At 33.6% G+C, this 26,627-nt stretch carries 23 protein-coding genes and 1 tRNA gene; 16 read left to right on the top strand and 8 right to left on the bottom strand.

Annotated features, from left to right (window positions below; translation table 11 throughout):
- Positions 1-3 precede the first annotated feature (3 nt).
- From LG651_RS05365 to LG651_RS05375, 3 genes are all read left to right on the top strand, one after another.
- Positions 4-1,221 (top strand): bifunctional folylpolyglutamate synthase/dihydrofolate synthase, encoded by a 1,218-nt coding sequence (locus LG651_RS05365; protein WP_226695126.1) that lies wholly within the window; start codon positions 4-6, stop codon positions 1,219-1,221.
- 64 nt (positions 1,222-1,285) lie between these two features.
- Positions 1,286-1,360: transfer RNA gene (locus LG651_RS05370), tRNA-Val, on the top strand.
- A 95-nt stretch (positions 1,361-1,455) separates the two neighbouring features.
- Positions 1,456-2,229, top strand: a complete 774-nt coding sequence (locus LG651_RS05375; protein ID WP_226695127.1) for a LuxR C-terminal-related transcriptional regulator — start codon at positions 1,456-1,458, stop codon at positions 2,227-2,229.
- A gap of 140 nt (positions 2,230-2,369) precedes the next feature.
- Here LG651_RS05375 and LG651_RS05380 read toward each other — a convergent pair whose 3' ends face one another.
- Together LG651_RS05380 and gldJ are read right to left on the bottom strand one after the other, a co-directional pair.
- Positions 2,370-3,635, bottom strand: coding sequence for a UDP-N-acetylmuramoyl-tripeptide--D-alanyl-D-alanine ligase (locus tag LG651_RS05380; RefSeq protein ID WP_226695128.1), 1,266 nt, complete (start codon positions 3,633-3,635; stop codon positions 2,370-2,372).
- Positions 3,636-3,719: 84 nt separating this feature from the next.
- Positions 3,720-5,387, bottom strand: a complete 1,668-nt coding sequence (gene gldJ / locus LG651_RS05385) for a gliding motility lipoprotein GldJ (protein ID WP_226695129.1) — start codon at positions 5,385-5,387, stop codon at positions 3,720-3,722.
- Between the two features lie 262 nt (positions 5,388-5,649).
- On the opposite strand from gldJ, the gene porU reads away from it, so the two are divergent.
- From porU to LG651_RS05440, 11 genes are all read left to right on the top strand, one after another.
- Complete coding sequence (porU, locus tag LG651_RS05390; protein ID WP_226695130.1) at positions 5,650-9,513, top strand: type IX secretion system sortase PorU; 3,864 nt, start codon at positions 5,650-5,652, stop codon at positions 9,511-9,513.
- A 34-nt stretch (positions 9,514-9,547) separates the two neighbouring features.
- Positions 9,548-10,795 (top strand): type IX secretion system outer membrane channel protein PorV, encoded by a 1,248-nt coding sequence (porV, locus tag LG651_RS05395; protein WP_226695131.1) that lies wholly within the window; start codon positions 9,548-9,550, stop codon positions 10,793-10,795.
- An 84-nt stretch (positions 10,796-10,879) separates the two neighbouring features.
- On the top strand, positions 10,880-11,362 hold the full coding sequence (cdd, locus tag LG651_RS05400) for a cytidine deaminase (RefSeq protein WP_226695132.1): 483 nt from the start codon (positions 10,880-10,882) through the stop codon (positions 11,360-11,362).
- A gap of 120 nt (positions 11,363-11,482) precedes the next feature.
- Positions 11,483-12,481, top strand: a complete 999-nt coding sequence (pdhA, locus tag LG651_RS05405; protein WP_226695133.1) for a pyruvate dehydrogenase (acetyl-transferring) E1 component subunit alpha — start codon at positions 11,483-11,485, stop codon at positions 12,479-12,481.
- Between the two features lie 3 nt (positions 12,482-12,484).
- Positions 12,485-14,098 carry a pyruvate dehydrogenase complex dihydrolipoamide acetyltransferase gene (locus tag LG651_RS05410; protein WP_226695134.1) on the top strand — a complete coding sequence of 538 codons (1,614 nt, stop codon included), beginning with the start codon at positions 12,485-12,487 and terminating at the stop codon, positions 14,096-14,098.
- A 93-nt stretch (positions 14,099-14,191) separates the two neighbouring features.
- Complete coding sequence (locus LG651_RS05415; protein ID WP_226695135.1) at positions 14,192-15,127, top strand: M28 family metallopeptidase; 936 nt, start codon at positions 14,192-14,194, stop codon at positions 15,125-15,127.
- On the top strand, positions 15,120-15,803 hold the full coding sequence (locus LG651_RS05420; protein ID WP_226695136.1) for an SDR family NAD(P)-dependent oxidoreductase: 684 nt from the start codon (positions 15,120-15,122) through the stop codon (positions 15,801-15,803). Before LG651_RS05415 ends, LG651_RS05420 begins: the two co-directional genes overlap by 8 nt.
- A gap of 3 nt (positions 15,804-15,806) precedes the next feature.
- A complete protein-coding gene (locus tag LG651_RS05425) occupies positions 15,807-16,445 on the top strand; it encodes an HAD family hydrolase (protein ID WP_226695137.1) in 639 nt (212 codons plus the stop codon).
- Between the two features lie 6 nt (positions 16,446-16,451).
- On the top strand, positions 16,452-17,054 hold the full coding sequence (locus LG651_RS05430; RefSeq protein ID WP_226695138.1) for a SprT-like domain-containing protein: 603 nt from the start codon (positions 16,452-16,454) through the stop codon (positions 17,052-17,054).
- A 26-nt stretch (positions 17,055-17,080) separates the two neighbouring features.
- Positions 17,081-18,160, top strand: coding sequence for a mannose-1-phosphate guanylyltransferase (locus tag LG651_RS05435; protein WP_226695139.1), 1,080 nt, complete (start codon positions 17,081-17,083; stop codon positions 18,158-18,160).
- Positions 18,161-18,166: 6 nt separating this feature from the next.
- A complete protein-coding gene (locus LG651_RS05440; protein WP_226695140.1) occupies positions 18,167-19,636 on the top strand; it encodes a DUF389 domain-containing protein in 1,470 nt (489 codons plus the stop codon).
- 8 nt (positions 19,637-19,644) lie between these two features.
- Here LG651_RS05440 and LG651_RS05445 read toward each other — a convergent pair whose 3' ends face one another.
- A complete protein-coding gene (locus tag LG651_RS05445; protein WP_226695141.1) occupies positions 19,645-20,412 on the bottom strand; it encodes an ABC transporter ATP-binding protein in 768 nt (255 codons plus the stop codon).
- Positions 20,412-21,149: an MlaE family ABC transporter permease gene (locus LG651_RS05450; protein WP_226695142.1), complete on the bottom strand. Its 738-nt coding sequence runs from the start codon at positions 21,147-21,149 to the stop codon at positions 20,412-20,414. The genes LG651_RS05445 and LG651_RS05450 overlap by 1 nt, the downstream gene beginning before the upstream one ends.
- A gap of 104 nt (positions 21,150-21,253) precedes the next feature.
- Between LG651_RS05450 and pafA the strand changes: the two genes are divergently transcribed.
- Both pafA and LG651_RS05460 read left to right on the top strand, forming a co-directional pair.
- Positions 21,254-22,891, top strand: a complete 1,638-nt coding sequence (pafA, locus tag LG651_RS05455) for an alkaline phosphatase PafA (RefSeq protein ID WP_226695143.1) — start codon at positions 21,254-21,256, stop codon at positions 22,889-22,891.
- Complete coding sequence (locus LG651_RS05460; RefSeq protein WP_226695144.1) at positions 22,891-23,697, top strand: DNA/RNA non-specific endonuclease; 807 nt, start codon at positions 22,891-22,893, stop codon at positions 23,695-23,697. Before pafA ends, LG651_RS05460 begins: the two co-directional genes overlap by 1 nt.
- Positions 23,698-23,883: 186 nt before the next feature.
- Here the strand turns inward: LG651_RS05460 and LG651_RS05465 are convergent, their stop codons facing one another.
- From LG651_RS05465 to LG651_RS05480, 4 genes are read right to left on the bottom strand one after another with little or no spacing between them, the layout of a single operon-like run.
- Positions 23,884-24,093: a hypothetical protein gene (locus tag LG651_RS05465; protein WP_226695145.1), complete on the bottom strand. Its 210-nt coding sequence runs from the start codon at positions 24,091-24,093 to the stop codon at positions 23,884-23,886.
- Positions 24,094-24,942, bottom strand: coding sequence for a glycosyltransferase family 2 protein (locus LG651_RS05470; protein WP_226695146.1), 849 nt, complete (start codon positions 24,940-24,942; stop codon positions 24,094-24,096).
- 16 nt (positions 24,943-24,958) lie between these two features.
- Positions 24,959-25,480, bottom strand: coding sequence for a class I SAM-dependent methyltransferase (locus LG651_RS05475; RefSeq protein ID WP_226695147.1), 522 nt, complete (start codon positions 25,478-25,480; stop codon positions 24,959-24,961).
- Between the two features lie 26 nt (positions 25,481-25,506).
- Positions 25,507-26,565, bottom strand: coding sequence for a 3-oxoacyl-ACP synthase III family protein (locus LG651_RS05480; RefSeq protein WP_226695148.1), 1,059 nt, complete (start codon positions 26,563-26,565; stop codon positions 25,507-25,509).
- Positions 26,566-26,627 lie beyond the last annotated feature (62 nt).

Raw genomic sequence — 26,627 nt, forward strand, 5'->3', positions numbered from 1 at the left:
TACATGACGTATCAAGAAACCCTTAATTGGATGTTTGCGCAACTACCAATGTATCAAAAACAAGGGAAAACTGCTTTTAAAAAAGATTTAGGTAATACCATAAAACTAGCTAAACATTTAAATAATCCGCAAACAAGGTTTAAATCTATTCATGTCGCCGGAACCAATGGTAAAGGGTCTACAAGCCATATGTTGGCATCTATTTTACAAGAAGCAGGGTATAAAGTTGGATTGTACACTTCGCCTCATTTAAAGGATTTTCGCGAACGTATTAAAATTAATGGGCAAGTTGTTAGTAAACAATTTGTAATGGGCTTCATTAGGCGAAATAAGGCCTTTTTCGAAGCGCATAGACTTTCCTTTTTTGAAATGACGGTTGGTATGGCTTTCGACTATTTTGCGAAACAAAAAGTTGATATTGCGGTGGTTGAAGTTGGTATGGGCGGTCGATTAGATTCTACAAATATTATAACCCCAGAAGTTTCTGTAATTACCAATATTGGTCTCGATCACACCCAGTTTTTAGGAACTACCTTAAAAGAAATTGCAGGAGAAAAAGGCGGAATAATTAAGCCTAAAGTGCCAGTAGTTATTGGAGAAACACAAAGAGAAACGACTCCTGTTTTTAAGTTGTTGGGAGATAATAATAACGCCTCAATTGTGTTTGCCGATGCGGGTGAAACTAAAACTTTTGAATCTGACTTAAAAGGAAGTTATCAAGAAAAGAATAAAAAAACCGTAATTTCTACCGTGAAAGTCTTGCAAACTTTAGGGTATAAAATCATAGAAGAAAATATAAAATCAGGTTTTTTAAATACCATAAAAAATACGGGCTTGCTAGGGCGTTGGCAAATACTTCAAGAAAAGCCCAAGGTTATTTGCGATACAGGACACAACAAGGAAGGTTTAACTTATGTAATGAGCCAGCTAAAAAAGGAAGCGTTTAATAAGTTGCATATTGTTATTGGCGTTGTAAATGATAAAGATTTAACTCCAATTTTACCATTACTGCCAAAAAAAGCCACCTATTATTTTTGTAAACCAGAAATTTCTCGTGGTTTAAATGAAAAAGTTTTACAACAAATTTTTAATGATAACGATTTACAAGGAGAAATATATAGTTCTGTAAACGAGGCTTATAAAACAGCGCTAAAAGTGGCAGCAGAAAAGGATTTAATTTTTATTGGGGGTAGTACTTTTGTTGTGGCAGAAATAATTTAAAAATTTTATCAAAAAAGTTTTTGCAATATTAAAAACTAGTTTATATTTGCACACCTAATTACAAGGGCGCGTAGCTCAGTTGGTTCAGAGCACTTGGTTTACACCCAAGGGGTCAGGGGTTCGAATCCCTTCGCGCCCACAAAAAGCTTCCAGAGATGGAAGCTTTTTTTATGTTGTAATATTTCTTTTATAATTTAGTTGGGTTTTCTTAATTTAGTATAAATTATTGTTACTATGCCGACAAGTTTTATAAAAGCATCTTATAAAGAAATCTTTCAATCGTACGATAACAGACCATCTGTAGAGAAGCATATTGATAAGTTGATAGAGTTAGACCCTTACTTACCTTACAATTCAACCTTTTTTTGCATAACCAATACGCAGGAGCTTACTTTTGAATATGTGAGTAAAAATTTAACGGCTTGTTTAGGGCTGGATAGAGAAACACTTAAAGCGGGAGGTATGAATATGTTTTGGAAACGCATGCACCCAGACGATTTGGAACAGTGGTTAAGTGCATTAAATCATTTAATGGAGTTTACGCTTTCTGAAATAGCCACTGAAGATCGCGAGAAAATGAGTTACACTTGGAATTATAGATTAAAAAATGCTAAAGGTGAATATGTAAATATTATACAAAATACAACACCTTTAGAGTTTGATGCCTTTAATAAACCTATTATTGGCCTTGCGCATTACACTGTTTTAGATAGTAAAATTTACATGGAAATTTGTGCCTCTGCAAAAATGCTAAATGCAAATAATGAATACGAAACAAAATACTTTAGTAATTTTTCTAAAAAACTACTATCTGATGGAGTAAGTAATAGAGAACGTGATGTAATTAGGTTATTAATGTTAAAACACACCAGCAAGGAAATTGCTGCTAAACTCGGTATTAGCCATAATACTGTCGATACTCATAGAAGGAATATTATGAAAAAACTTAATGTTTCATCCACTGGAGAACTTATAGGTTTGTTAAAGGGAAATAAATATTTTATTTAAAATAATTGCATTAATACTCAAATTGAGTATTGTGTAGTTAAAATGTTTGATAGATATTTGTTTTGCTATTAATTATAGTTCTTAGGGAGAATTTTTTTTGAAGGGCCTGCTTAATTTTTTAATTAAGCAGGCTTTCATTTTTATAGTAAGTCTAAAATACGTTCTAAAGCCATTCCACGAGAGCCTTTAATAAGTATTGTAGATGCATTTAAGCTGCTCATGTTAAATGTATCTTTAAAATTGCTAAAAGATTTAAATTTTGAGGAGCTAGTTTGAGTGCGATAAAAGTTTTCTCCAATAAAAATAACCGTATCTATGTTTAGAGTAGAAGTTAAGTTTACAATATTTTGATGCTCAATTTCAGCTTCATGTCCGAGTTCAAACATATCGCCTAGAATAGCTATGGTATGTCCTTGTTGCTTTTCAAAATTAAGTAAGGCTGCTTGCATGCTACTGGGGTTTGCATTATAGGCGTCTAAAATTATTTTATGATTTCCCTTTTGTATAATTTGCGAGCGGTTATTTGATGGAACATAGTTTTCAATAGCTTGTTTTATGTTGCTGTTTGGTACATTAAAAAACTTACCAACGGCAATTGCTGCGGCAATATTATTGAAATTATAATCTCCTATTAATTTGCTGTTTATTTCAAGACTTTCGAAAGAGCAAGAAACAAAGGGTTCGGCTTCGATAAATTCAATTTTTACATCGGCATTATTTTTTCCAAAAGTTTTGGTCTGTGCCGTTTGGGTTTTTTCAACTTGAATAGAGTCATTGGAATTAACGAAAACAGTTTTATTATGTTTAATTAAATAATCATACATTTCGCTTTTTCCTTTTATAACGCCATCAACACCGCCAAAACCTTCTAAATGAGCCTTACCAAAGTTGGTTATGTAGCCATAGTCGGGTTGCGCAATATGGCATAAAAATTCTATTTCTTTTTGGTGATTGGCACCCATTTCTACAATGCCAATTTCTGTATTTTCTTTTATGGATAATAAGGTAAGGGGCACACCAATATGGTTATTTAAATTACCTAAGGTGGCGCTGGTGTGGTATTTTTGCTTTAACACAGCATTTATTAACTCTTTTGTGGTTGTTTTTCCGTTGCTTCCTGTTAAGGCTATTATAGGAGTCTTTAAATAGTTTCTGTGATATGTGGCAAGGGCTTGAAGCGTTTGTAATGTATTGTTTACTAAAATGTATTTATCGGAAATTTTATATTCCGCCTCATCTATAATTGCAAATTTTGCACCTAAATTTATGGCTTTGCTTGCATATATATTACCATTAAAATTGTCGCCTTTTAGGGCGAAAAACATATCGTTTACCTCTATTTTGCGAGTGTCTGTATTTGCAGAATTACAAGTTAAAAATAATTTATGAAGTTTATCTATTTCCAAATTTGTTAATCTTTTGTTGAATTAAAAGTATAAAAAAAGTCCTAACAAATTGTTAGGACTTTAAGTTTTTATTAAAACTAAAAATTAGTTTTTAGTTTTTTGTTTGCCTTTACTTTTGGAACCTACACGAGACATCGCACATCTAAATCCAATGTAGTCTGTAGCCATATCTTGCGGAAAGAAACGACGTTGAGCAGGATCTAACCAATACTCTCTGTCTTTCCAAGATCCACCTTTGTATACTCTAACTTCATCATTAATTAAAGAGTTACGTGTATTGGCTTCATCGTTTTCTCTAATTAATTCGCCATTTTCAATACGTGTTTTGTGTTGAGGTGCGTTGTACATTTCGCTCGTTTTTCCTTCATCTTCAAAATTACCAAATTCTCTAGAAGATCTTCTGTCACCATCTCTAAAGTTAATTTCATTACTTTTATCGAAGTTAGTACGTAAATAAGTTTCGTTTTCGTCTACTGGTACTTGTAAAATTTCACCAGGTAAGTTTCTAGCAATTATTTTACCGTTCGAAAGTGTATCGTAAATAATATCATCTGTTGTAATTACTTTCACTGTGCCATCTTCGTTTAAAGCATTTTTAGTATAAACGTTTCCACGATAGTAGTTAAAGTCATTAAATTCGTCATCTACAATAGGTCTGTAAACATCGGCAACCCATTCGGCAACGTTTCCGGCCATATCATATAATCCAAAATCGTTTGGTTCGTAGGACTTAACAGCATTTGTAATATCGGCGCCATCATCAGACCAACCTGCAATTCCGCCGTAATCACCTTTACCTTGTTTAAAGTTTGCCATTTGGTCACCACGCACTTTACGTTTTCCTGAGCGAGTGTATTGGCCATCCCAAGGATATTTTTTACGACCACGGTACATATTATAACTTCTTAATTCACTTAATCCAAGAGCAGCGTATTCCCATTCGGTTTCGGTTGGTAGTCTGTACTTTGGTGAAAATAAGCCTGTTTCGCGAGTAGCGTAAATGTTAGATTCGTTACCATCTAAATCGGTACGAACATAACGTTTGTTTTTGCGTTCGTCGTTAATTATTTCTTCGTTACCACCATAAGTCATGGTAGGAGCATTAATATAAGTATCTGTACTAAACGTTTGATCCGAATTAACATCGGTTATTTTGGCATCGCGCTTTAAAAAACCAGCTTTTTCTAGGTTGTATTCGTTAACACGGTCTGAGCGCCAGTTAGCGAACTCAACGGCTTGAATCCAGCTTACACCAACTACTGGATACTCGCCATAACCTGGGTGGCGTAAGTAGTTTTCTGTCATTACCTCGTTAAATCCTAAACGGTTTCTCCAAACTAATGTATCTGGTAAGGCACCTTCGTAAATGGCTTTAAAGTGATCTTCAGATGGTGGATAAACGCGTTTAATCCAGTCTAGGTATTCCATATACATAGCATTGGTAACTTCGGTTTCGTCCATGTAAAACGATTGAACGTGTTGCTGATTTGGACTATTATTCCAATCATGCATAACGTCGTCTTGTACTTGACCTTTTGTAAATGTACCACCTTCAATAAACACTAAACCTGGTGCGGTTTCTTGTTCTTTAAAATCTGAATTGTATTGAAAACCGCCATTTTTGTCGTTAATAGCCCATCCGGTAGCGCGTGAACTATTTTTTGAACTAGAAGACTTTTTACAACTCGTTGCAAGTATAGCAATTGCCATAACTACTATAATCCTGAATGCCATTACTTTTTTCATATTCATACGTTTAAGTAAGCTAATAATATTTTTGGTGCTGCAATATAGTAATTTAACCTAACAAAGCAAGCTATTTTATGCATTTTATCCAAAAAATTATGTATTTCACCTTGTTTTTTATACACTACAACGATGATTTTGCTGTTTTATGTCGTTGTTTTCTGTTGTATAAACGACGGTTTTACTAATTTATTATTGTATTTTTGAACTTGTTTAATAATTGTTGCTAACTTAATACTAATGTATTTGTTAAAGCGTTTATTTGTTAATGAAAAAGATAGTTTTTATCGTGTTGCTCCTTTTAACAGGAGTTATTTATAGTCAACAAAAAAAGTATACAATAACTTGGGGTGAAAATAAAACACTTACAGGCGATAGTTTTGTAAAAGAATTTCCTGGTTTTAATGAGGCTAATTTTTCGTTTAGTTTTAGTGATGGTTTGTTTTTTGTTGATCAATGGGAGACGAGTACATTAATAAACGAAGCGTCGGTTTCAGTAAATCAAGTGATTTATGCGCCAATTTCTAAAACTCAATTAAAGGATCTTGACGAAAACTTAATTCCAACCGAATTAAACTTTACATTAAATAATGCTAATGCTAGAACTAAGCGGTATGCTTATTTTCAAATTTCACCAATAATTAAAGATGGTAAAGGCGGCTTTAAAAAAGTAGTCTCATTTCAGTTAAATTATGGTTTAGGAACAACAGGTAGATCTACCTTTAACAAAAGTTTTAGCGACTTTAAAGGCTTGTCTAATTCGGTGCTTAATTCGGGGGAATGGTATAAGTTTTATGTTGATACCACTGGAGTTTTTAAGTTATCTCGTAGTTTTTTACAGCGTTTAGGGGTTAATGTAAATAGTGTAGATCCTCGAACTATTAAGCTTTATGGTTATGGCGGAGCTATGGTGCCTTACGCAAACGCTACAGAATATCCTACCGATGTACCGGAGAACGCCATTAAGTTTGTAGGAGAAGAGGATGGAAGCTTCGACAGTAACGATTATATTTTGTTTTATGCGCAAGGGCCTAATGGCTATAATAGCGAAAGCCAAACAAATATTAATTGTTATAACGATAAAACATATTATTATATTAATGTTAGTTCGGGTAATGGTAAGCGCATTTCACAAATGCCGCAACCAACCGAAAGCCCAAATTTAATTATTGATACGTTTGAAGATTACCAATACCACGAAACAGACGATTATAACTTAGTTTCGGTGGGTAGGCGTTGGTTTGGAGACAGGTTTGATATTGAAACAACTAAAACCTTCGAGTTTGAATTTCCGGATTTAGTAACAACAACGCCTGTACAGTTTTCGGTAAAAGTTGCTTCGGTATCTTCAAGCAACAGTAGTATGGAAGTGTTATTAAATGGAAGTTCTATAACTAATTTGTCGCTTTCGCAAATATCGTCTCCTATTTTGGCAAGTGGTGCTTCATATAATAGTAGTTTTACTGTTAATTCTTCAACCATTGCTGTAACCTTAAATTACGACAATGGTGGTAATCCCAGTGCTGTAGGTTATCTTGATTATATTTCAATTAAGGCTTTGCGAAATCTTGTATTTAATGGTAAACAATTTCAGTTTGAAAATAGTGCGGTTGTTTCAAATTCAGGAGTCGGGCAATATAATATATCCAATACAAGTCAATTATCAGAAATTTGGGAAGTAACAGATTTATATAACGTAACCACAGTAAATAATTCAGAAAACAGCTCAGATTTTAGTTTTCTTTCAACGCTTGGTAGTTTAAAAACATTTGTGGCTGTTGCGCCTCAAGATTATTATGAACCAAGTTTTGATTCTGATACTCGTGTATTAAATCAAAATTTAAAAGGCACCATATTTAATAATTCCTCTGGTGTTTTTCAAGATATAGATTATGTAATAATTGCGCCCCTAAATATGTTAAGTCAGGCCCAACGTTTGGCAACTATAAACGAAACGCAATATGGTTTAAACGTTAAGGTGGTTAATTTAAATGAAATTTACACCGAGTTTAGTACAGGTAATCCTGATGTTGGAGCTATTAGAAATTTTGTAAAATATGTTTATAATAATTCTAGCACAACAGAGAACAGACTAAAATATTTATGCTTATTTGGTGATAGTTCATACGATTATAAAGATCGAGTTTCTAACAATACCAATATAGTGCCGTCGTGGCATGCTTATAATAGTTTTAGTTTAACAAATTCGTTTATTTCTGATGACTTTTATGGTTTAATGGATGAAAATGAGGGTAATTTGGCAACAAGCGATAAGTTAGATATTGCTGTTGGACGTATTCTAGCCGATACCCCACAAAGAGCCACAGAGTTGGTTGATAAAATTGAAGGTTATTATAATGCAGACTCTTTTGGAAGCTGGCGAAATAATTACGTTGTTATTTCTGATGATGTAGATGAAGACTGGGAAGGTTTATTACAGGAAACTACCGATAATATCGGTAACTTAGTTTCCGAGGAAAAACCATTTATCAATGTAACTAAAATTCATTCAGATGCTTTTCAGCAAGAAACATCAGCTGGAGGTGAGCGATATCCAAAAGTAACTACCGAAATAGCAAATGCCATTGAAAATGGAGCTTTGGTGGTAAATTATTTTGGGCATGGGGGTGAAGATGGGCTTGCTAGCGAACTATTGTTACAAAAACCAGATATTAACAACCTCCGCAATACCAATAAATATAATTGCTTCGTTACTGTAACCTGTGAATTTACCCGATTCGATAATCCACATCGCGAAACGGCTGGAGAGTTTATTTATTGGAATGCCGATGCGGGCGCCATTGGCTTAATTACAACTACACGTCAAATATTTGTGAGTTTTGCCATAAATTTTAATAATACCTTGGGACAATATTTGTTTTCCTATAATGATGATGACAGTTATGGTGACTATGAATACCCTTCAATTGCAGAAGCTTTGCGTTTAGCAAAAATCGATCCGGCTGTAACTAGTGCAAGTCAAAAACGACTTATATTTTTTATAGGTGATCCTGCAATGAAATTGGCCTTTCCTAAACCTAACATTCGATTAACAACAATTAACGATGTTCCTATTACTCAAACAACCGATACTTTAAAAGCCTTAAGCTATGTAAAACTAGCAGGAGAAGTAACCGACTTGTCTGGTAACTTATTAACAAATTATAATGGTACACTAGCAACAACTATTTTCGATAAGGGGATAGAGCGAGAAACCTTAGCAAACGATGGTACTACATTAAATGGTACTTTGGTTAAACTAGATTTTACAACGCTCGGCGAAATTATTTTTCGAGGACAAGCAGCTGTAACTAATGGAGCATTCGAATTCGATTTTATTGTGCCAAAAGATGTTGGTATTCCTGTAGGTTATGGTAAAATTAGTTTTTATGCCAAAAATGAAGGGTTAACCGAAGATCAAACGGGAGCTAGTGTAAACACAGTTCTTATTGGTGGTTTAAATGAAAATGCGCCAGAAGATAATACTGGACCTTTAATAAGTTTGTTTATGAATGACGATAGTTTTGTTTCTGGAGGCATAACAAACGAGAGTCCTACATTATTAGTTAAGTTAGAAGATTTAAACGGAATTAACACGGCTAGCGGTGTTGGGCATGATATAAAAGCTGTTTTAGATGGCGATGAAACCAATCCTTATATATTAAATAGTTATTATCAAACCGATGTAAACGATTATACCAAAGGCGAAATAGCTTATGCTTTTAGAGATTTAGAACCAGGTTTGCATACCTTAACTATTACAGCTTGGGATGTTTATAATAATTCGTCAACTGCCGAGATTCAGTTTATTGTCTACGACGAGAATGAGCAGTTGGTCGTAAATAATGTTCTAAATTATCCAAATCCGTTCGTAAATTACACAGAATTTTGGTTTAACCACAATAGTTCGCAGGCTTTAGACGTTTCAATACAAATATTTACCGTTTCGGGTAAACTTGTGCGTACATTAAATGGTCAAACCACCAGTACGTTATCCCGAGATATAGTTTGGGATGGTCGCGACGATTTTGGCGATAAAATTGGTAAAGGCGTGTATATTTATAAATTAAAAGTGCACTCAAACTTATTAAATAAAACAGTTGAAAAATTTGAAAAACTTGTTATACTCTAATAAAAACATATATTTGTTAACTAAACCTACATTTATGAAGAATCAAATACTACTTTTCTTATCGGTTGTCTTTGTGGTTAATACGAATAGTTTTGCCCAAGAAACTACAGAGATAGTACTCGATCAAAACGATACTCGAGTAATTACTACGGGTATTCCTTTTGTTCTCATTGCATCCGATGCGCGTGCGGCCAGTTTAGGAGATATGGGGGTTGCTACCAGCGTTGATGCTTTTTCTCAAGCATGGAACCCATCAAAATATGCATTTTCAGAGACCCAATCGGGTGTTGGTGTTAGCTATACACCTTATTTAAGTAAGCTTGTTAATGATATTTTCTTAGGGAATTTAACCTATTTTAATCGTATTGATGAAAGAAGTGCTTTTTCGGCCAGTTTAAAGTATTTCTCTTTAGGTGATATTGAATTTGTAAACGACGAGTTTTCCGAAGCACTAGTACAAAGACCTAACGAGTTTTCTATCGATGCAGGTTATGGGTTACGATTGTCCGACCAGTTTGCTATGTCAGTAGCTATGCGTTTTTTGGTTTCAGATTTACGATTGGATGATGGTAGTGGAAACACCGATGGAGCAAGTACTTTTGGTGTTGATATTTCTGGGTATTATCGTGGTGAAGAAGAAGCTTATAATAGTTTTAATGGACGTTGGCGCGGTGGTTTCGCTATTCAAAATATTGGACCAAAATTTAAATATACCGAAGGCGGTGAAGAAAACTTCCAGCCAACAACCTTGCGTTTAGGAGGTGGGTTCGATTTTATTTTCGATGATTATAACAAAATTGCAGTAACAGCCGAAGTAACAAAGCTTTTAGTGCCAACACCTCCACAATTAGGGACAGAATATGTTTTTGAAGATGTAAACGGTAATGGAACTTACGAAGAAGATGAAGATAACTTAATTAGTGAAACCGATAATGTTATTTACGCAGGTCAATCCGACGATGTAGGGTTTTTATCAGGGATTTTTCAATCTTTCGGCGATGCACCAGGTGGTTTTAGTGAAGAGTTAAACGAGTTTACTTGGGCCTTAAGTGCTGAGTATCAATATCAAGATTCTTTTGCCTTTAGAGCCGGTTATTTTAATGAAGCAGAAGATAAGGGAGCGCGTAAGTTTTTGGCGTTAGGAGCTGGTTTTAAAGCTAATATTGTAAATATCGACCTGTCTTATTTATTTTCGGCATCGAAAGTGCAAAGTCCATTAGAGGGTACGTTGCGTTTTTCGCTAAGCTTCAATATTGGCGAAGGTGCTTATGTAGAGTATTAGTATAAATCAACATAAAATGAAATAAAAACTATTGTCGCTGGCAGTAGTTTTTTTATTTGAGCAAGATTATAAGTACATTTGAGTATGAAGGAAATATCAATAGAATCTAAATTATACGTTTTCGATAATTTAGAAGCGCTTCCAGATCAGGCCTATAATTTAATGCTAAAAGCTGTCGAAGCAAGAAAAAAAGCCTATGCACCATACTCTCAATTTCATGTTGGCACTGCTTTACTGTTAGATAATGGAGAAATTGTTTTAGGGAATAATCAAGAGAATGCCTCTTATCCATCTGGTTTATGTGCCGAACGTACTGCAATTTATTATGCCGGCGCACAATTTCCAGAAGCCAAAATACTTCAAATGGCAATTTCTGCGAGTTCAATAAAAAAAGAAACCAAGGAGCCAATTCCTCCGTGCGGAGCTTGTAGGCAAACTATTGCTGAATATGAAATAAAACAAAAAAAACCTATAGAAATATATTTTATGGGGCATTCCGGTAAGGTTGTAAAATCTAATTCTTTAGAAAATTTATTGCCTTTAATGTTTAATAAAGAAGTATTATAACAAAATGAATTAAAAAATTACGATTTTCGGTTTTTTCATTAATAACTAAAGTGTTACTTTTGTTACTCGCTTGTTAAAGTTTAAAATTCAAGCAGTATTTTACTTTATAAATTAAATTAAATGCAAAAAGTCACAAAAGAGGTTTACCTTAAATGGTATGAAGACATGTTATTCTGGAGAAAGTTTGAAGATAAACTTGCTGCAGTATATATTCAACAAAAAGTTAGAGGATTTCTTCACTTGTATAATGGTCAAGAGGCAGTATTAGCAGGAGCTTTACACGCCATGGATTTAACCAAAGACAAGATGATAACAGCGTACCGTAATCACGTACAACCTATAGGTATGGGAGTAGATCCCAAGCGTGTAATGGCCGAGTTATACGGTAAAGCTACAGGAACTTCTAAAGGAATGGGTGGTTCTATGCACATCTTTTCTAAAGAGCACCGCTTTTATGGTGGTCATGGTATTGTTGGAGGTCAAATTCCTTTAGGTGCTGGTATTGCATTTGGTGATAAATATCATGGGGTAGATGGTGTAACACTTTGTTGCTTTGGTGATGGTGCTGCACGTCAAGGTTCTTTACACGAAAGTTTCAATTTAGCAATGCTTTGGAATTTACCAGTAGTATTTGTTTGCGAAAACAACGGTTATGCTATGGGAACTTCTGTTGAAAGAACTGCTAACCACGAAGAAATTTGGAAATTAGGATTAGGCTACGAAATGCCTTGCGGACCAGTTGATGGTATGGATCCTGTAAAAGTGGCCGAAGCGTTTGATGAAGCTATTACTCGCGCAAGAACAGGTGGTGGACCAACTTTCTTAGAATTAAAAACGTATCGTTACAGAGGGCACTCAATGTCTGATGCACAACACTACAGAACTAAAGAAGAAGTAGAAGAATACAAAAAAATAGATCCTATTACACAAGTAAAAGATATTTTACTTAAAAAGAAATATGCTACCGAAGAGGACATCAAAGTAATAGATAAACGTGTAAAAGAACGCGTTTTAGAATGTGAGAAATTTGCTGAAGAATCTCCATTCCCAGAAGTACAACAATTATATGATGTTGTTTACGAACAAGAAGATTATCCATTTATAAAACATAAACTATAAATAATGGCTATAGTAGTAAATATGCCGCGTTTAAGCGACACTATGGAAGAAGGAACCGTGGCAACATGGTTAAAAAAAGTTGGTGATAAGGTTGAAGAAGGAGATATTTTAGCAGAAATTGAAACCGATAAAGCCACAATGGAGTTCGAATCTTTTAACGAAGGAACATTACTTCATATAGGTGTGCAAGAAGGTGAAACTACAAAAGTAGATGAGCTTTTAGCAATTATAGGTGATGAAGGTGAAGATATTTCTGGACTATTAAATGGAGGTAGTGCTCCTGCTGAGGCTCCTGCAGAAGAGTCGTCAAGTAATTCAGAAGAAGCACCAGCAGCTGAAGCTCCTGCTCAAGAATTACCTGAAGGTGTAATAGTTGTAACTATGCCACGTTTAAGTGATACAATGGAAGAAGGTACTGTTGCTACTTGGTTGAAAAAAGTTGGCGATACAGTTGAAGAAGGAGATATTTTAGCAGAGATTGAAACAGATAAAGCAACCATGGAATTTGAGTCATTTCAATCTGGTACTTTATTAGAAATAGGTTTACAAGAAGGAGAATCGGCAAAAGTAGATTCTTTATTAGCAATAATTGGTCCTGCAGGAACAGATGTTTCTGGAGTAGCATCAGGTTTTTCTGCGCCAGCAGCAAAAACTGAGACAGCACCAAAGGCCGAAGCTCCAAAAGCTGCAGCACCAGCTCCAGCAAAAGCGGAGTCTAAACCGAGTGCGCCAAAACCAACCCCTGTAACAGAAAACGGTCGTGTGTTTGTTTCGCCTTTAGCCAAGAAATTAGCTGAGGAAAAAGGAATTAACCTAACTAAAGTTCAAGGTACTGGTGAAAACGGACGTATTGTTAAACGCGATATAGAAAATTACGAACCTGCAGCTGCAGTAGCAGAAAGCACTGCTGTTGCTAGTTTTGCTGTTGCCGGAGAAGAAAAAACAGAAGAAGTTAAAAACTCTTCAATGCGTAAAGCTATTGCTAAGTCGTTAGGTAAATCTAAATTTACTGCACCACACTTCTACTTAAATATAGAAGTAGATATGGATAACGCTATTGCTTCTCGTAAAACAATAAACGCTATTCCAGATACAAAAGTATCGTTTAACGATATGGTGGTAAAAGCTTGTGCTATGGCGCTTGTAAAACACCCGCAAGTAAATACTACTTGGGATGATAATGCAACTAAATTCCATAGTCATATTCATGTTGGTGTTGCTGTAGCTGTAGACGACGGTTTAGTTGTACCAGTTATTAAGCACACAAATGCGTTAAGCTTAACTCAAATTGGTTCTTCGGTTCGTGATTTAGCAGGTAAAGCAAGAAACAAAAAAATTAAACCAGATGAAATGTCTGGAAGTACATTTACAGTTTCTAACTTAGGGATGTTTGGTATTCAGAGTTTTACATCTATTATCAATCAGCCTAACTCAGCAATTTTATCGGTTGGAGCAATTGTACAAAAACCAGTTGTAAAAGATGGTCAAATAGTTGTGGGTAATACCATGATGTTAACCTTAGCATGTGACCACAGAACGGTTGATGGTGCAGTAGGAGCTCAATTTTTACAAACTTTAAAAACATTTATTGAGAACCCAGTAACTATGATAGCGTAGTTATTAAGTACTTTTTAATTTATAAAATAAAAAACCTGGATCAATTAATTTGATTCAGGTTTTTTTATCTTTAAACAAAGAATATTTTAAAAAATGAAACAAATATTATCTGTATTTAGTTTACTCACTATACTATGTTGTTCAACTTCTAAAGCATTTCAAGTAAAAGAACAAGCCGTTAAAGCAAGTTTAACATATTTAGCTTCCAATGAGTTAAACGGAAGGCAAACCGGAACAAAGGGTATTGAAAAGGCGGCGATTTACATAGAATCTATTTTTAAAGACTATAAAGTATCTCCTTATTTCGAAACCTATCGAGATAGCTTTCAGCTAAAAGATATTACAGGTTATAATATAGTTGGGTATTTAGAAGGAAACGACCCTAAATTAAAAGATGAATTTGTAATTCTAGGCGCACATTACGATCACATTGGAACTGCAAAAACTGTAGATGGCGATAGTATTGCTAACGGAGCAAACGATGATGCTTCAGGAACTGTGGCAGTTTTGGAATGGGCAAAATATTTCGCAAAATCAAAAAACAATAAACGCAGTATTTTATTTACGCTTTATTCAGCTGAAGAAATGGGTTTAAAAGGCTCAGCTCATTTAGCCAAAGTTTTAAAAGAACAAAATTTAAACTTGTACACCATGATAAATTTTGAAATGATTGGTGTGCCACGAACTTTTGGTAATAAATTAAGTTATGTAACAGGCTATAAAAAATCGAATATTGCGGATAAATTGAACGCTTATGCTGGAGAATCGCTAGTCGGATTTTTGCCGCAGGCTAAAAAGTTTAACTTATTTAAACGTTCAGATAATTTTCCATTTTTCAATGAGTTTAATGTGCCTGCGCACGCTATTTCGACATTTGATTTTACAAATTTTGATTATTATCATCATGTTGACGATGAAGCTGAAAATATGGACTTTACCCACATGACCAACTTTATAAATAAAATGATTCCTGCACTCGAAGGCATGATTAATACATCTTCAAAAGAAATAAAACTAAACGATGAGTAAAAACATAATTATAACAGGAACGAGTAGAGGTATTGGTTTCGAATTAGTCAAGCAATTCGCAAAAGCAGGACACCATGTTTTAGCGCTTTCGCGGAATGAAAAAACCGTTCAAGATTTAAAACTGCAAAATGTAACTGCTTTTTCATTCGATTTATCCGATGTTGAAGCTTATAAAAAAGTAGAAGATTTTATTACAAAAAACTGGCAACAAGTAGATGTTTTAATAAATAACGCGGGAGCTTTGATTAATAAACCATTTTCAGAATTAACAATGAAAGATTATGAAACGGTTTACAAAACCAATGTATTTGGTGTTGCCGAATTAACTCGCATAGTTTTACCGTTTATGAAAATTAATAGCCATGTGGTTACTATAAGTTCTATGGGCGGTGTACAAGGCAGTTTAAAATTCCCTGGTTTAGCTGCTTACAGTTCAAGTAAAGGTGCTGTTATTACTTTAACCGAGTTGCTTGCTGAAGAATATAAAGATTCTGGTATAGCATTTAATGTACTTGCTTTGGGAGCGGTACAAACCGAAATGTTAGAAGAGGCATTTCCAGGTTACCAAGCGCCAACAACAGCTCAAGAAATGGCAGATTATATTTTCAATTTTGCACTTAAAGGACAAAAATACTATAACGGAAAACTGTTGCAGGTTTCAAATTCTACACCTTGATTTATGAGCAAATACAAATGCATAATTTTCGATTGCGATGGTATTTTAGTCGATAGTGAAATTGTTAGCAATCAAGTTTTAGTTGATATGGCTAACGAACATGGTGCAAACATTGATTTAGAATATGCTTTTAAACATTTTAAAGGCAGTTTTATTGAAGCTTGTACCGAAAAAATAGAAACATTAGCAACAAAACCACTTATAAATAATTTTATAGATGAGTATAGAAAACGAAGTTTTGAAGCCTTTAAACAAAGCATGAAACCAGTAAATGGTATTAAAGAAGTTTTAGAAAATTTAAAATTGCCTTTTTGTGTGGCATCTAGCGGGCCAGAAGATAAAATAAAACTCAATTTAGGTTTAACGGGCTTATTACCATTTTTTGAAGATCGTATTTTTAGTTGTTACGCTATTAATAAATGGAAACCCGATCCGTCTGTGTTTTTATGGGCAGCAGAAACTATGGGGTTTAAACCTAGCGAATGTTTAGTTATAGAAGATAGCTTATCTGGTGTAACTGCTGCAATAAATGGCGGTTTTGATGTGTTTGGTTATACCGAGCGCGATTATAAAAACGCTTTGCCAACCAAGGCCACAAAAACCTTTGGTAATATGGCAGAATTACTAAGCTTAATTTCATAGAATTAATTGCAGTCTAAATTAATACATTATATACCAGAGAAGGCTTTATCAAAAGTTTTAAAGTTATTAGATCATGATAATTTAGTGATTAAAGTAAAAGGCGAACGTAAAACCAAACATGGTGATTATAGGGCTTTACCTAACGGAAAGCATCAAATTACAATAAATGCTAACTTAAATAAATATAGGTTTTTAATCACTTTAATTCATGAAATTGCTCATTTTGAAGCCTTTCAAAATTACGGCAGACAAATAAAACCACATGGATTGGAGTGGAAACGCACATTTCAGCATTTAATGTTGCCTTTTTTAAACCCAGAAATTTTTCCAAATCATTTACTTCCGCTTTTAGCAAATCATTTTAAAAATCCAAAAGCATCAAGCGATACCGATGTTAAATTAGCTTTATCATTAAAACAATACGATGCGCCAAATAATAAAACTTATATATTTGAAGTTGCGCCAAATACCATTTTCAAAATTTATAATGGTAAAATGTTTAAAATGCTTAAAAAACGAGTTAAACGTTACGAATGTGTTGAGATTGAAACAGGAAAATTGTATCTTTTCAATCCAAATGCAGAAGTAGAAGTAATAAAGAATAAATAAACATAAAATAACTAAAATACTTTAAAATGAACAAAAATTATTATGCCATCCTAATGGCAGGTGGAGTTGGCTCTAGGTTTTGGCCGGTGAGCACTCAGGATTTTCCAAAACAATTTCACGATATGTTGGGTACAGGCGATACTTTAATTCAAAAAACATTTCAAAGACTTTCACATTTAATTCCAAAAGAAAACATATACATTTTAACCAACGAGCGTTATAACGATTTGGTTTTAGAGCAACTTCCAGAGGTTACACAAAAGCAAGTGGTTTTAGAACCTGCAATGCGTAATACGGCGCCATGTATTTTATATGCTTCATTAAAAATTCAAAAGGAAAATCCAGATGCGGTTATGATTGTTGCACCAAGCGACCATTGGATTGAAGATGAAGCAACATTCTCGAAAAACGTAGAACAAGCATTCGAATTTTGTGCCGATAACGATGCCTTAATGACCTTAGGTATTCAACCAACTTTTCCTAATACTGGTTATGGTTATATAGAGTTCGATAAAGGCGCATCAAACGATATAAAATCAGTAAATCAGTTTAGAGAAAAACCAGATTATGAAACGGCAAAATCGTTTATAGACCAAGGAAACTTCTTATGGAATGCTGGGATATTTATGTGGAGTGCTAAAAGTGTGGTGAAAGCTTTTGAAAGTAATCAACCAGAATTGTACAAACATTTTGAAGCAGGAATATCGGCATATAATACCGAAGCCGAAGAGGCTTTTATAAAAGAAAATTACCCATTAGCAGAAAACATTTCTGTAGATTATGCCATCATGGAAAAATCAAAAAATGTTTATGTTATTGCGGCCGAATTCGATTGGAACGATCTTGGTACTTGGGGTAGTTTATATGACAAATTGGGAGCTAACGATAATGGTAATGCAGTAGTTAATGCTAGAACTTTAGTTGAGGATGCATCGGGAAATATGATTAGAACTAAAAACAATAAAATTGTAGTTGTAGATGGTTTAAATGATTATATTGTGGTAGATAAAGAAGATGTGTTATTAATTTATCCAAAATCAAAAGAACAGGATATTAAAAAAGTTCTTCAAAAAGTAAAAGATAAATTTGGAGAACAATACGGTTAGTATTTTATGAGCGAAGAAAGTAAATTTAATTTCACTGAAGATGAAGTGAAACCTGAAAAAAATGTTGAGCAATCTAAAGAAGCTGTAAAAAAAGATGCGCAAGGTTTATTTAAAAGTATAAAAACTTTTTTTAGTGAGTTATTAGATTTTCGAGATGATACCGACAGAGATGCTACAATTGCAGCTATAAAAGGAGATATTCCATTTAAAGGAGCAACAGCTTGGATTTTAATTTGTTCCATTTTTGTAGCCTCTATTGGTTTAAATGCAAACTCAACAGCTGTGGTTATTGGTGCGATGTTAATTTCACCATTAATGGGGCCAATTTTAGGTGTCGGACTTTCTATTGCTATAAACGATATTGATACATTAAGACGCTCGTTAATAAATTTAGCTATTATGATAGTTTTAAGTTTATTAACGGCGTTTTTGTTTTTTAGGTTTTTTCCTTTAAGTGAAGATACTTCGGAATTGTTAGGGCGTGTTAAACCAGATATTCGTGATGTTTTAATTGCTTTTTTTGGTGGTTCGGCTTTAATTATTGCACGAACCAAAAAAGGTACTATTGCTTCAGTTATTTTTGGTGTCGCTATTGCCACAGCTTTAATGCCGCCATTATGTACAGCAGGGTATGGTTTAGCAAAAGCAAATTGGGAATATTTTGGGCAAGCCATGTATTTATTTACTATTAATACTATTTTTATAGCTCTTGCAACCTTTTTAGTTTTAAAAATATTGCGCTTCCCAATGTTGCGATACGCAAATTCTAAAAAACGTAAACGTATATCCCAGTTAGCATCAATTACTGCAATTGTTGTAATGATTCCGGCTTCGTTTACATTCTGGAGCGTGTATAAAGAAAGTACTTTTAATAGAGATGCTATTCGCTTTATAGAGACAGAACTTACCGCTTTGGATTACGGTGAGTATATCAAGAAAAATACAACGTATAAATATGGTGGAGACACCGATGGTTTAATAGAATTAAATTCTTTTGGTCTTGAAGAAATACCAGAAAGCACTATTAACTTGTTGAAAAAAAGGATAGAAGATTATCCTGCTTTGGTTGAAGAAAATACGCAGTTAATATTTAATCAAAATAAAAACTCAACTGTAGATCAATTTAATTACATGAAACAATTAAGGTTTCGAGATTCGTTAGATTTATTATCCTATCAGGATAGAATTAAATATTTACAAGATAGGGTTATAACTTTGGAGCGTTACGAGAAAAACGACATTCCTTTTGAAGCTATAACTAAAGAAGTTGAAATAAATTATGAAAATATTGAAGAGATTTCGTTTTCTAACGTTATTAATTCAAACTTTAAGAAAATAGATACACTTCCTGTGTTTTCTGTTAAATGGACTAGTAATTCTAGCGAAAGTTCAAGAAAAACCGATACTGAAAAATTAGAAAAATGGCTTAAATTAAAGCTTAAATCTAATAAAATTGAAGTAAAACGGGTAAATTAATTTAATACTTAAACGTTATCTTCTAGGTACATTCGTCGAACTTTTTTAAATAAGTTAGACGAGTAAACAAAATCTGTGACAGATGTATTATCGGTTTTAAAAATAGTATGCTTTGAGCCTTCCCATTCTTTTAAACCAAGTTTTAAAAACACAATTTTTTCACCAATTTCCATTACCGAGTTCATATCATGCGAATTAATTACAGTTGTTATTTGATATTCTTCGGTAATTTCTTGTATTAAATTATCAATAACAATTGAGGTTCGCGGGTCTAAGCCGGAGTTTGGTTCGTCGCAAAATAAATACTTTGGTTTATTAACAATAGCACGTGCAATTGCCACACGTTTTTGCATACCTCCAGAGGCTTCACTAGGCATTTTATTATGCGCATCCTCTAAATTTACACGTTTAAGAACAAAATCTACACGATCTTCCATTTCGCTTTTACTTTGTTTTGTAAACATTTTTAAAGGAAACATAACATTTTCGGCAATCGTCATAGAATCAAATAACGCACTTCCTTGAAAAACCATACCTATCTCTGCACGAATATTACGCTTTTCATCTTCAGATAGCTTCGAAAAAATTTTGCCATCATAAGCAATGCTTCCTTGTTCGTAATCAAATAGGCCTAATAAGCATTTTAAAAAAACGGTTTTACCAGAACCACTTTGCCCGATAATCAGGTTGGTTTTACCTTTTTCAAAAGTGGTCGTAATGCCTTTTAAAATATGAGCATTTCCAAACGATTTATGTAAATTTTTAACTTCTATCATTATCCTAACATCATATCGGTTAATAAATAATTTAGTAAAATAATAACAACCGAAGTCCAAACAAACGAGGTTGTACTTGCTTTACCAACTTCTAAAGCGCCACCTTTCATATAATAACCATAATAAGAGGGAATGGTAGCTAAAATAATAGCAAATACAAACGTTTTTATAAAAGCGTAAATAATATGAAAAGTTTCAAAATCGGTTTGTATACCGGTTACATAATCTGCTAGAGTAGAATAACCTCCATAAACACAAGCAGCCATACCACCCAGAATACCTAAAAACATAGCTATAGATATAACAAACGGGTAAAGTAAAAGTGCAATAAATTTTGGGAAAACTAAGTAGTTTAAGGAGTTTATGCCCATAACTTCTAACGCATCAATTTGTTCTGTTACACGCATGGTTCCAATGCTTGAGGTTATAAACGAGCCCACTTTACCAGCCATAATTATAGATATAAATGTTGGTGCAAATTCTAATATAACAGACTGTCTTGTAGCAAAACCTACGAGGTACTTGGGTATTAACGGGCTGTCAATATTTAAAGCGGTTTGTATGGTAACAACGCCACCAACAAAAAAGGCTATAAAAGATACTATACCCAACGATCCAATTATTAAATCATCTATATCTTTTAGAATAAGTTGTTTCATAACACTCCACTTAGTGGGTTTACGAAACATTTCGGCAGTCATTAAAAAATAAGCTCCTATATTTTTTAGGTAGGTCATATAAATATATATTATTGCTAAATTAAAAAAACTTAAGCGTATTTAACCTTAAATTTAAATTAAGATGTTATAAATATGTATTTTTGAAGCATAAATTTTTTATCATGATTAGAAAAATAATTATCCCTGTTTTAACCGTAATTGTTTGTTTTTCCGCGAAAGCGCAAACTATAAATACAAACGAAAACCCAAAATTAGTTGTTGGTATAGTAGTAGACCAAATGCGATACGATTATTTAACACGTTTTTATAACAAATTTGGAGAAGATGGTTTTAAACGCATGATAAATGAAGGATTCAATTGTAAGAATCATCATTTTAATTACATACCTACAAAAACAGGTCCAGGTCATGCTTCGGTTTTTACAGGAACTACACCTAAATATCATGGTATTATAGCAAACGATTGGTACGATAAATACGAGAAAAAAATGGTGTATTGTGCTGAAGATGATTCGGTGCAATCTGTAGGAACAGAATCTAGCGACGGCCAAATGTCGCCTCGAAGAATGCAAACCACTACTTTTGCGGATGAAAATCGCTTGTTTACTCAAAATCTTGGAAAAACCATTGGTATTTCTATTAAAGACAGAGGTGCAATTTTACCTGCAGGACATACAGCAAATGCAGCATATTGGTTTAGAGGTAAAAGTGAGGGTAAGTTTATTTCAAGTACCTATTATATGAATGAATTGCCTAATTGGGTAACATCATTTAACAAATCAAAAACTGTAAAATCGTATTTAAAAGACTGGAATACGCTACAAAATATTGAAACATATACAGAAAGTGGAGCCGATTTAAATGAGTTTGAAGGTGGTTTTAGAGGTAAAGAAACAGCAACATTTCCATACGATTTAAAAAAACTTAGTAAAATAAACGGCGGTTTCGATATTTTAAAAGCTACACCATATGGTAATAGCCTTGTAATAGATTTTGCCATAGCAGCATTAAAAGGTGAAGCGTTAGGCAAAGATAATATTACAGATGTGTTAACCGTTAGTTTTTCTAGTACCGATTATGTGGGACATAATTTTGGTGTAAACTCTAAAGAGGTTGAAGATACTTATATTCGTTTAGATAAAGATTTAGAGCGCTTTTTTAAGGTATTAGATGCCGAAGTTGGTAAAGGAGAATATACCGTGTTTTTAACCGCAGATCACGGCGCTGTAGATGTGCCTTCTTACTTACGAAAAATGCAAATTCCTGCGGGATATTTAAATAATAAAGAAACCAAAGCTAAATTTGCAGCCTTTCTAATGGATACTTTTGGAGTTGATAATTTAATTGAAAACATTAGTAACGATCAAATATTTTTAAATCACGAAGCTGTAAAAGCAACAAATAAAACTTTATCCGAAGTTGAAGCGATTATTGTAGATGAGCTTATAAACTATAAAAACGTTTACAAAGTATACGCCGCATCTACCATGCATAATAACGATTTCACATCTGGTATGGAAGAGTTATTACAAAAGGGTTATAGTCAAAAACGATCTGGGGATGTTTTAATAATTGCAAACCCAAATTATATTTCTTATAGTAAAACAGGGTCTACGCATGGTAGCGGATTTAAATATGATACCCATGTACCATTATTGTTGTTTGGAAAAGGAATAAAACATGGCGAAACATTGCAAAAAACAGTAATTCCAGATATAGCCCCAACTATTTCTGCTTTATTAGGTATAAGTTTTCCTAACGGTACAACGGGAGCGCCGTTGGAATTTGTGCTAGATTAATGAATAAAAGAACTATATATTCTGCAATAGCCATTGTTTTAGTTCTTTGTGTTTATGGTTACGAGCATTTTTTAAAAGAAGAAGATAAAGCTGAAACTATTTTTGAAGGTACTAAAGCAAAGCAAAATACAAACGAGTATTTTCTGCCAACAAGTACAACGGGTCAAATAGTGCATCATAACGGATATTCATTATCGTATAGTGAAACTCATGAACAAGCAGAATGGGTGGCGTACGAATTAAAAAAGGAGCATTTAGCCAATACTAATTTTAAGCGTCCTTATTTCGAAATTGATGAAGCTGTAAAAACTACAGCTGCACATTGGAGAAATTATAAAAATTCAGGTTACGATCGCGGGCATCTTTGTCCTGCAGGCGATAGAAAGTATAGTAAAACGGCTCACGACGAAACATTTTTAACTAGTAATATAAGTCCGCAAGAGCACGAATTTAATGCTGGAATTTGGAATACCTTAGAGCAAAAAGTACGCTATTGGGCTAGTAAATATAATGGTCTTTTTGTTGTTACAGGAGGAGTTTTACGTGGTAACATGAAAACCATTGGAAGCGAAAACGTATCGGTGCCTAATAAGTTTTTTAAAGTATTAATTGATAATAATACAGGTAATACTAAAATGATTGCTTTTTTATTACCACATGAAAATTCGCAAAAGCCATTATATGAGTTTGTTGTTTCTGTTGATGACATTGAAGCCTTAACGGGAATAGATTTTTTTCCAGAATTAGAAGATGATATTGAAAACAAACTTGAAGCTTCAAGTAGTTATAAGGGTTGGAGTTTTTAGGTTTGTTAGTTGTTAGTTGTTAGTTGTTAGTTGTTAGTTGTTAGTTGTTAGTTGTTAGTTGTTAGTTGTTAGTTGTTAGTTGTTAGTTGTTAGTTGTTAGTTGTTAGTTGGTGTCCTGCTGAGCGCAGTCGAAGCATAACATCTAAATTACAACGATTTAACTTTACAGAAATAGTATTTAACTACTTAATGCTTTTGGTTTGCAATGTAGTAAGCCCGTCCTTTAATATTACAACACCCTTTATGTTTTGCGCTATTTACAACTAAATCATCAGGAACCATACAACCTTTAATAGTCATAGATTTTTTAAATGCCATAACCTTAGGTTCGGGTTTTAACTTGCTTAAAAAGTAAATTCCAAGGCCAATTAAAACTATAAGTGTAAAATATTTCATTTATTTTAATTTGTTTAGCATACCTTTCCAGCGTAAGTTTCTAATAAATTTTCCTTCTTCGTTATTTACTAAAAACTCAGGTTTCTCTTTTGTTGCTTTAAAATATCCAGATAAATAATCTAAAAATAACCTCAAACTACGTTTTTTGTAAGCTAATTTTAAAGCCGATATAAAGGTAATAAAAAAACCATAACGCATTTTATACATCGCTTCACCTTGTAGGTATTTTGATGCTTTATTGTAACTAACGCCAGTTGGCTTTAAATGTTTTACATGAAGTGTTTCATCGGTTAAAATTTCCCAACCGTAGTATTTAGCCAAAAGCTCATCTACTGTATCCCAACCCATAGAAGGTTTTAGTTTACCAATATCTAAAAAGCATTGTTTTCGGTATGCTTTTAAAGCCCCACGAATATGGTCTTTTCGGGTTAGGTTTTCTAAAACCCAATGATTGTTTTTTTCAATGTAACAAAAACCGGCAGCCATTCCTAATTTAGAATTATTTGAAAAATGATTAGCGATAGATTCTAAGTAGTTTTCTGGAAAAATGAGGTCGGCATCAAACTTACATAGCACATCATAATCATCATTTATAACATTAAAACCTTTGTAAAATGCGTTAATAATTTTGCTTCCTGGTAAGTGTTTATTGGACGATTTCGAGTTGATTAACGTAATCCAATTGTGTTTTTGGCAATAATTTTCAATAATACGCTGCGAATCGTCGGTAGAATTATCATTAACCACAACCAATTGTTTTGGTCTAAGGGTTTGTTTAACCAAAGATTCTAGGGTTAAACCTATAACATCTTGTTCGTTATGCGCGGGAATTATTATTGAAAAGTTCAAAGTTTAAATTTTAAAGTTAAACTCTTTCGGCGTAAATAATATAATATCTTGGAGTAAACCATCTTAAAAAGGGGCGAATACCAATTTTTTTTGTTGGATTGGTCCATTTTTTTGAGTCTATAATTTTCCAACCGGTTTTTTCTAAAAGCCAATCGAATTGCCAATCTTCAAACTCATGGTAATGTCTGTCCCATTTATCTGTTTTACTTCTGTATGCTGAAGAAAACCATAGTTTTAATGGAACGCTTGCTACTAATTTATTGGTTTTTATAGATTTTAAAACGGTAAAAGGAGAAAGTAAATGTTCGAAAATTTCGAAAGCAGTAATAACTTCGGCTTCAGAGTTTTGAATTGATGAGGTGTCAATATCTAAATCTTCTCCTTTCGTGTTTTCAACATTATAACCTTGATTTTTCATAATTTTAGAAAACGGATTTTCCACCCCTAAATCTAGAATAGATTCTTTGGTGTCAATATGTTTTTCTAAAAATTCTAAAGTATGTTTAAAACGTTTATTAGGAAATGTTTTTTCGTACATTTTTTTATTTCCGCGTAAGCGATAAATTAATATTTGTAAACAATAGCGTTTATGTGCATGCCTGCACCTACGCTTGCAAATATAATAACATCTCCAGCATTTAATTCATGGTTTTCCAATTGATTTCGTTTAACTAAATCTAGCAATGTAGGTATAGTTGCTACAGAGCTATTTCCTAATTTATGAATACTCATTGGCATAACATGTTCTGGAGCTTCTAAATTGTAAAGTTTATAGAAACGCTCTAAAATGGCTTCATCCATTTTTTCGTTAGCTTGATGTATAAATATTTTTTTCACTTCGGAGATAGAAACCCCACTGTTATCTAAACAGGTTTTCATGGCTTGTGGTACATTTGTTAGGGCGAACTCGTATATTTTTCGGCCGTCCATTTTTATGTAACGCGTGTCATTAACTGTCTCTTGCTTATTAGATTTACCAAAGTATAAATAGTAGGCTTCATCATATGTAAAACTAGCTGTTTCGTGCGCTAAAATACCACCATCATTATCTGTTGCTTCAACAATAGTTGCACCCGCACCATCAGAAAAAATCATGGCATCTCTATCGTGTTTATCTACAACTCTAGAAAGTGTTTCTGTACCAATTACTAAACAGCGTTTTGCCATACCCGATTTAATGTAGGCTTTGGCTTGTATAACACCTTCTACCCAGCCAGGGCAACCAAAAAGAATATCAATGGCAACACATTTTGGATTTTGTATGCGCAAACTGTGTTTTATTCTAGAGGCTAAAGAAGGTAGTAAATCGCTTTGAATGGTATTGTGTTTAACATCTCCAAAATTGTGAGCGACAATTATATAATCTATAGTTTCAGGATCTATTTTTGCGTCATCAATGGCACGTTCTGCGGCAAAAAAGCCCAAATCTGAAGAATTTAAATGTTCTTTAGCGTATCGCCTTTCACTAATACCAGTTATGGCTTTAAATTTTTTAACAATTACTTCATTAGGATGTTTAATTAAAGATCCGTCTGAGTTTAAAAATTCGTGATTATGAAAATTTTCGTTTTTCTCTATAGTACTTGGTATATAACTACCTGTACCTGTTATCTTGATATTCATAGAACTAAAAATGCCTTATTTATGTAGCCTTGCAATGTAAAGGCTTTTAGTAAAAAGGCATT

It is taken from the genome of Neotamlana sargassicola (genome assembly GCF_020523965.1).
In the GTDB taxonomy this organism is placed as follows: domain Bacteria; phylum Bacteroidota; class Bacteroidia; order Flavobacteriales; family Flavobacteriaceae; genus Neotamlana; species Neotamlana sargassicola.

What these genes read in the sequence shown, in the direction of transcription:
- LG651_RS05410 (WP_226695134.1), top strand. Translation starts at nt 12,485, where the DNA reads ATGGCTATAGTAGTAAATATGCCGCGTTTAAGCGACACTATGGAAGAA.
- cdd (WP_226695132.1), top strand. Translation starts at nt 10,880, where the DNA reads ATGAAGGAAATATCAATAGAATCTAAATTATACGTTTTCGATAATTTA.
- LG651_RS05415 (WP_226695135.1), top strand. Translation starts at nt 14,192, where the DNA reads ATGAAACAAATATTATCTGTATTTAGTTTACTCACTATACTATGTTGT.
- LG651_RS05480 (WP_226695148.1), bottom strand. Translation starts at nt 26,565, where the DNA reads ATGAATATCAAGATAACAGGTACAGGTAGTTATATACCAAGTACTATA.
- gldJ (WP_226695129.1), bottom strand. Translation starts at nt 5,387, where the DNA reads ATGAATATGAAAAAAGTAATGGCATTCAGGATTATAGTAGTTATGGCA.
- LG651_RS05460 (WP_226695144.1), top strand. Translation starts at nt 22,891, where the DNA reads ATGAATAAAAGAACTATATATTCTGCAATAGCCATTGTTTTAGTTCTT.
- LG651_RS05450 (WP_226695142.1), bottom strand. Translation starts at nt 21,149, where the DNA reads ATGACCTACCTAAAAAATATAGGAGCTTATTTTTTAATGACTGCCGAA.
- porV (WP_226695131.1), top strand. Translation starts at nt 9,548, where the DNA reads ATGAAGAATCAAATACTACTTTTCTTATCGGTTGTCTTTGTGGTTAAT.
- LG651_RS05365 (WP_226695126.1), top strand. Translation starts at nt 4, where the DNA reads ATGACGTATCAAGAAACCCTTAATTGGATGTTTGCGCAACTACCAATG.
- LG651_RS05440 (WP_226695140.1), top strand. Translation starts at nt 18,167, where the DNA reads ATGAGCGAAGAAAGTAAATTTAATTTCACTGAAGATGAAGTGAAACCT.
- LG651_RS05375 (WP_226695127.1), top strand. Translation starts at nt 1,456, where the DNA reads ATGCCGACAAGTTTTATAAAAGCATCTTATAAAGAAATCTTTCAATCG.
- pafA (WP_226695143.1), top strand. Translation starts at nt 21,254, where the DNA reads ATGATTAGAAAAATAATTATCCCTGTTTTAACCGTAATTGTTTGTTTT.
- pdhA (WP_226695133.1), top strand. Translation starts at nt 11,483, where the DNA reads ATGCAAAAAGTCACAAAAGAGGTTTACCTTAAATGGTATGAAGACATG.
- LG651_RS05475 (WP_226695147.1), bottom strand. Translation starts at nt 25,480, where the DNA reads ATGTACGAAAAAACATTTCCTAATAAACGTTTTAAACATACTTTAGAA.
- LG651_RS05420 (WP_226695136.1), top strand. Translation starts at nt 15,120, where the DNA reads ATGAGTAAAAACATAATTATAACAGGAACGAGTAGAGGTATTGGTTTC.
- LG651_RS05465 (WP_226695145.1), bottom strand. Translation starts at nt 24,093, where the DNA reads ATGAAATATTTTACACTTATAGTTTTAATTGGCCTTGGAATTTACTTT.
- LG651_RS05435 (WP_226695139.1), top strand. Translation starts at nt 17,081, where the DNA reads ATGAACAAAAATTATTATGCCATCCTAATGGCAGGTGGAGTTGGCTCT.
- LG651_RS05425 (WP_226695137.1), top strand. Translation starts at nt 15,807, where the DNA reads ATGAGCAAATACAAATGCATAATTTTCGATTGCGATGGTATTTTAGTC.
- porU (WP_226695130.1), top strand. Translation starts at nt 5,650, where the DNA reads ATGAAAAAGATAGTTTTTATCGTGTTGCTCCTTTTAACAGGAGTTATT.
- LG651_RS05445 (WP_226695141.1), bottom strand. Translation starts at nt 20,412, where the DNA reads ATGATAGAAGTTAAAAATTTACATAAATCGTTTGGAAATGCTCATATT.